At 61.9% G+C, this 6,194-nt stretch carries 5 protein-coding genes; 4 read left to right on the forward strand and 1 reads right to left on the reverse strand.

Annotated elements, in window-relative coordinates:
- Positions 1-3: 3 nt before the first annotated feature.
- Positions 4-666 (reverse strand): imm11 family protein, encoded by a 663-nt coding sequence (locus XCSCFBP4642_RS0103710; protein WP_029218600.1) that lies wholly within the window; start codon positions 664-666, stop codon positions 4-6.
- A gap of 1,072 nt (positions 667-1,738) precedes the next feature.
- On the opposite strand from XCSCFBP4642_RS0103710, the gene yegS reads away from it, so the two are divergent.
- The 4 genes from yegS (at position 1,739) to XCSCFBP4642_RS26420 (ending at position 6,168) form a co-directional block, all read left to right on the forward strand.
- Positions 1,739-2,668, forward strand: a complete 930-nt coding sequence (gene yegS / locus XCSCFBP4642_RS0103715) for a lipid kinase YegS (RefSeq protein ID WP_029218601.1) — start codon at positions 1,739-1,741, stop codon at positions 2,666-2,668.
- A gap of 230 nt (positions 2,669-2,898) precedes the next feature.
- Entirely contained in the window at positions 2,899-4,374 is a 1,476-nt protein-coding gene (trpE, locus tag XCSCFBP4642_RS0103720; RefSeq protein WP_029218602.1) for an anthranilate synthase component I, read from the forward strand.
- Positions 4,374-5,423: a threonine aldolase family protein gene (locus XCSCFBP4642_RS0103725; protein ID WP_029218603.1), complete on the forward strand. Its 1,050-nt coding sequence runs from the start codon at positions 4,374-4,376 to the stop codon at positions 5,421-5,423. The genes trpE and XCSCFBP4642_RS0103725 overlap by 1 nt, the downstream gene beginning before the upstream one ends.
- A 1-nt stretch (position 5,424) precedes the next feature.
- The gene (locus XCSCFBP4642_RS26420) at positions 5,425-6,168 is read left to right on the forward strand and encodes a RelA/SpoT domain-containing protein (protein ID WP_152527211.1); all 744 of its coding nucleotides are present in this window, start codon (positions 5,425-5,427) and stop codon (positions 6,166-6,168) included.
- The last annotated feature ends 26 nt before the right edge of the window (positions 6,169-6,194 follow it).

Below are 6,194 nucleotides of genomic sequence, written 5' to 3' on the forward strand. Positions count from 1 at the left end.
GCGTCAGAGGTCTGCGGCGTCTCGCAGCGAAGGACCGCTAAGTTGGGCTGCGTTCAAGGCGTCGAACAGAGCGCGGTCACAAATGGCCTCGGTTCCTAGGCGTGACTGACGGAAGACGTGGGCGTTACCAACAACTTCGCGCTTGAATACAAGGCTTGCACCGCCGGATACGCTATAGAAGTTGAGGTCTTCTCCGGTCTCGTAATCGTGTTCGATCTCGATCTGGACCCGCGATTCACTCTCATCAAGCGCATCAAGCCAACGCGTCACGCTGCAGAGGTAGTACTGAGGACCCTGCGTGCCGTCGGCAAGGGTGAAGTCGCAAGCCGCAAAAGCGAAGCCTTCCGAATCGATGGCGTCGAATACCTGCTTCAATGCTTCCGAAACGATCCAGATGCCCGCCAGCTTCTCGAAATCACGCGGCATCTCTTGCTGTCCCGGCACCTGCACTAGGTGTGGCCTCACCGGATACTGGCTTGGATCACCATTGGGTGGATCCAGGGTGTTCATGCCAGGGGGCAGAAGCAGTTCTTCGTTGTCAATCTTCAAACCAGCGCTCTGACCATTGCCCCGAAAGCTTGGGCGGAGGACAAAAAATTCCCCCAGGTGGGAGTCGCTCGCGACGGTGACGGGGATTGCTGCCTCATCGTTCATGGTGATTTCCATCGTGGACGGGTGCGCCGCAGATCGCAGCTGATTCCTTTGGTCTGAGGGATTCTATGGCAATGGGCGGCATGCCTGTAAGGTAGGTGGCCGAACATGCGCTAGGGAGACCTCCACCCTTGGTGCCCCGTTACCCACGTTACGGCCTGTTACCAAGCGGCTGGGGCGCGGGTCGCGAGCGTAGCTCTTTGATATCGAAGGAATTCGGTCTGCCGGTTACAGGCGTTACCTGTGTTACCCGCTAATGCTGCATGTCAGAGATACGGCTCAAGCGACGGGAAGGTGCCGGCCGTTGGAGATGGCCCACAGCACAAGGCAGCAGGGCATCTCACCACAGCTCAGCCCGCCTGGCTGGGTTAGAGCAAGCGTTACCGTAATGGTGATACTGATCCGCCATCCATAGCGTTGGTCAAACTCAGCAAGTAGAGAGGTTTTTTTCTTATTGAACGCGCTTGGACGGCGGTTCTTAGCTCTGCCAGGCTGCCGCCCACCTGGCATCCATTTGCTGGCTGGGCCAGCGTTCCGCACGCCTAGCTGGTGCAGGGATCCGCAGGGATATCGTCACCCCTGGAGTGCCACCCATAGCGTTGCTGCGGTTGCGTCTGCGTGCATTGCAGGTGGTGCAGCAAAAGCACCATACGAAGCGTGCAGGCGTGGCGGGGCGACGATTGCGCGCGCAGATCGTATAGAGGCGGCCGGCGCGTAAGCTGCGGATGGGGGAGGCTCTGGGCCGCCATGCCTCGATACCACCCCTCAGCCGCTCGATCGAACTCCGATCAACGCCCTAGCCTGCGTGATGGCAGATCCCCCTGCCACGCAGCCGTAGCAGTGACTTTAGGGGTATATCTGGGGGTATTTGAAACAGCTGCTTGCCGTAAAAGCGATTAAAAACAGATGTTTACTTTAATTTAATGGAGGCTGATCCTGCCTCCGCCCGTCGTCCCTGCTATGGCCTTCCATGCTCCGGGTCGGCGATGACACAGGCATGACAGCCAGGTTATGCGCGTATTCACGATTCACGCATCGACCCGCTGCTAGCCTCCCATCACCCTCATTACCATCATCGGCAGTGCGCATGGCTCCGTCCCACTGGCGATTGATCCTCAACGGCAAGTCCACCGACAACGAGGACGTGCGCCAGGCAGTGCGCAGCCTGCGTGAGCGCGGGGTCCAGCTGGAGGTACGGGTCACCTGGGAAGAAGGCGACGCCGAGCGTTATGTCGCCGAAGCCGTAGCCGACGGCGTGCATACCGTGGTGGCCGCTGGCGGGGATGGCACCCTGAGCGAAGTGGCCGCCGCGCTCGCCCATCACCAGGGCGATGCCGCCACGCTGCCCTCGCTGGGCCTGGTGCCGCTGGGCACCGCCAACGACTTCGCCACGGCCGCGAACATCCCTATCGGCCCCATCGACGCGCTCGATCTGATCGCCAGCCGCCCGGCGCAGGCGATCGACCTGCTGCGCCTGGACACCGCGCACGGGCCGCACTGGTGCGCCAATGTCGCCAGTGGCGGGTTCGGCACCCAGGTCACCGTGGAAACCGACGAAGGCCTGAAGAAGATGCTTGGCGGGCTGGCCTACCTGATCACCGGCATGTCGCGGCTGGGCCGGATCGACCCGATCAGCGCACGCTTCAGCGGCCCGGACTTCAGCTGGGAAGGCGAGTTCATCGCGCTTGGCCTGGGCAACGGGCGCCAGGCCGGCGGTGGCCAGGCGCTGTGCCCGGACGCGCTGATCGACGATGGCTTGCTCGACGTCACCATCGTGCCCGCACTCAACGGCGAGGTGGCCGCCACGCTCGGCACCCTGGTGACCAGCGGCAAGCAGGCTGCGCTCGAACGTGTGGCCGTGCGTGCGCGGCTACCGTGGCTGGAGATCGCCTCGCATCAGCCGCTCACGCTGAACCTGGACGGCGAGCCGGAGACCGCGTTGCAGTTCCGCATCGACTGCGTGCCGGCGCGGTTGCGGATGCACTTGCCCGCCCAGTGCCCACTGGTCGGTGGGTGAGGCTGGGAATCGGGAATCGCAAGAGCGGCAGCGCTTCGCCTTGCAACCGTGCGTTGCGGTTGAGCGGTGTTCTTCGCTGCAGGCTGCTGCCCTGGGCGTGCAGTTGCGCTACAGTAGGTGCGTGTCCCGCCTGACGACCCCACGCTCCTTCTCTTCCGCTCGCCGCTGGTGGCGATGGTGGCCCGTTGCCGTCGTCCGCCCCGCCACAGAGTCCCGGAAGGAAAGTCGTCTTGATCACTGCAGAGCAGTTCCAGCGCCAGGCCGCGGAAGGTCACACCCGTATCCCCGTTGTCCGCGAAGTGCTGTCCGACCTGGACACGCCGCTGTCGGTCTATCTGAAGCTCGCCGACGGCGCCTACACCTATCTGTTCGAATCGGTCGAGGGCGGTGAGCGCTTCGGGCGCTACTCCATCATCGGCCTGCCGGCACGGCGCGTGTACAGCTTCCGCGGTCACACGCTGGAGGTCAGCGAACACGGCGAAGTCATCGACACCCGGCAGGTCGCCGACCCGCTGGCTGAGGTGGATGCACTGCGTGCCGAGCATTCGGTGCCGCAACTCGATGGCCTGCCCGGCTTCACCGGCGGGCTGGTCGGCTGGTTCGGCTTCGAGTGCATCCAGTACATCGAGCCGCGCCTGGGCACCGGCGACAAGCCCGACGAACTCGGCACGCCCGATATCCTGCTGATGCTCTCCGAAGAGCTGGCGGTGTTCGACAACCTTAAGGGCCGTCTGTATCTGATCGTGCATGCCGACCCGCGTCAGCCGCAGGCCTATGTACGCGCCAACCGGCGTCTGGACGAGCTGGCGCATCGCCTGCGTCAGGGCGGCGCCGGCTACCCGCAGGCGCAGATTTCCGACGCCATCGACGAATCGGATTTCCATTCCTCGTTTACCCGCGAGCAATACCACGCGGTGGTGCGCAAGGCACAGGAATACGTGCGCGCCGGCGACATCTTCCAGGTGGTGCCCTCGCAGCGGTTGCGTGTGCCGTTCCGTGCGCGCCCGGTGGATGTGTATCGCGCCTTGCGTGCGTTGAATCCATCTCCCTACATGTATTTTCTGGATGTCGGCGGCACGCAAGTCGTCGGCTCCTCGCCGGAAATCCTGGCGCGCCTGCGCGATGGCGTAGTCACCGTGCGTCCCATCGCCGGCACCCGCCCGCGCGGTGCAACGCCAGAGCTGGACAAGGCACTGGAAGAAGAGTTGCTGGCCGACCCGAAAGAGCGCGCCGAGCACGTGATGTTGATCGACCTGGGCCGCAACGATGTCGGCCGCGTGGCCGAGCCGGGCTCGGTCAAGGTGGGCGAGCAGTTCGTGATCGAACGCTATAGCCACGTCATGCACATCGTCAGCGAGGTCACCGGCACGCTCAAGGCCGGCCTGAATTACAGCGATGTGCTACGCGCCACCTTCCCGGCCGGCACCGTCAGCGGTGCACCGAAGATCCGCGCGCTGGAAATCATCCGCGAGCTGGAGCCGGTCAAGCGCAATGTGTATTCCGGTGCGGTCGGCTATATCGGCTGGCATGGCGATGCGGATACCGCCATCGCCATCCGCACAGCAGTGATCCAGGACGGCTACCTGTATGTGCAGGCCGGCGGCGGCGTGGTCTACGACTCCGACCCCGACCTGGAATGGCAGGAAACCATGAACAAGGGACGTGCGCTGTTTCGCGCAGTTGCCCAGGCGGCAAAGGGCTTGTGATGGACGGGCAGGGCAGCGCCGCGCGCATCAGCTTTCGCAACGACTACAGCGAAGGTGCGCATCCGCGTTTGCTGCAGGCATTGGCGCAGGCCAGTGCCGAGCAGTGCGCCGGCTACGGCACCGATCGGCACACAGCGCGTGCGGTTGTGTTGATCCGCAATGCAGTCGCGCAGCCGCAGGCCGACGTGCATCTGCTGGTGGGCGGCACGCAGACCAACCTGATCGCAATCAGCGCGTTCTTGCGCCCGCATCAGGCGGTCATCGCGGTGGAAGCCGGGCATATCGCCACGCACGAAACCGGAGCTATCGAGGCGACCGGCCACAAAGTGCTCACCGTGCCGGCGCTGCACGACAAGCTGACGCCTGCGCTGCTCCAGCCCGTGCTTGCTGTGCACAGCAATGAGCACATGGTGCAGCCGCGCCTGGTCTACATTTCCAACAGCACCGAAAGCGGCACCATCTACACCCGCGCCGAACTCGAAGCATTGTCACGCTTCTGTCGCGCACACGATCTGCTGCTGTATCTCGACGGCGCGCGGCTGGGCGCAGCGCTGACTGCCAACGGTAACGATCTGGATCTGCCGACCATTGCCGCCCTCACCGATGCGTTCTACATCGGCGGCACCAAGAACGGTGCGCTGCTCGGCGAGGCCTTGGTCGTGATCCATCCTGCCCTGCAGGCCGATCTGCGCTACCTCATCAAGCAACGCGGCGCGCTGCTGGCCAAGGGCATGGTGTTAGGCGCGCAGTTCGCCACCTTGTTCGAAGACGGCTTGTTCTTCGAACTGGCCGCGCACGCCAACGCCATGGCGCAGCGCCTGCGCGCCGGGCTGCTGGCCGCGGGCGTGGAATTCACCAGCGACTCGCCGACCAACCAGCAATTCGTCGCCGTCACCGCCCAGCAGGCCGAGCAGATCGCGCGCCGCTACGACTTCGAATGCTGGGAAACGCGCAGCGATGGGCGGCTGGTCATTCGCTTCGTGACCTCGTGGGCGACGAATCTCCATCATGTCGATGGACTTGTAAATTATCTTACTAGGAGAGATTGAAGTGGCGTTCGTGAAGCCTGCCTATTCAAGGAAGCAGATTAGTCGAGCAGGAGATCTCCTAGTAAATCCGAATGCTTCGGATGAAGAATTGATGTGGGCCGCGGATGTTCTAACTAACTGGCGTGCTTGTCATGGCTATCCAATTAATACTTTCCAAGCAACGTTGAGAAACAAGCTTAAGGTTATTGATCAGCAGGCTATTGTCGCTCAGCGACTGAAGCGAACTCCTTCCATAATCCTCAAGCTACAACGTTTCGAGGGGATGAAGCTTGCAAGGATGCAGGACATTGGTGGTCTGCGAGCAATTGTTGGTTCAATAGCTAAGCTTAATAGGCTTGAGTTCGCATATAGGAATTCTGCTTTTTCGCACGACTTGTCGCACTCTAAGAATTATGTTCAGGTGCCGAAGGATGATGGGTATCGCGGCATTCATATGATATATAAATATGACAATCCCCTGGCGCCAGAGTATGAGGGGTTGTCAGTTGAATTGCAGTTCCGCACGCGAGTCCAGCACGCTTGGGCAACTGCGGTAGAGACTATGGGGACTTTTCTAGGACAAGCTCTGAAATCTGGACAGGGCTCAGCAGAATGGAAAATTTTTTTTGTGGTGGCAAGTGCAGCGCTAGCTGCTGTGGAGAGAACTGCCCCAGTTCCAGGATTTGAGAATTTCCTGATTAGCCCTGACCATCAGCCGCCTGTCGCAGGATCTGCGCCGCGCTGGGTGGATGCTGCTGTCACCTGAAGCCAACGAGGTGGCGTGATGAGTAT

The sequence above is a fragment of the Xanthomonas cassavae CFBP 4642 genome, from assembly GCF_000454545.1.
GTDB classification, from domain to species: Bacteria; Pseudomonadota; Gammaproteobacteria; order Xanthomonadales; family Xanthomonadaceae; genus Xanthomonas; species Xanthomonas cassavae.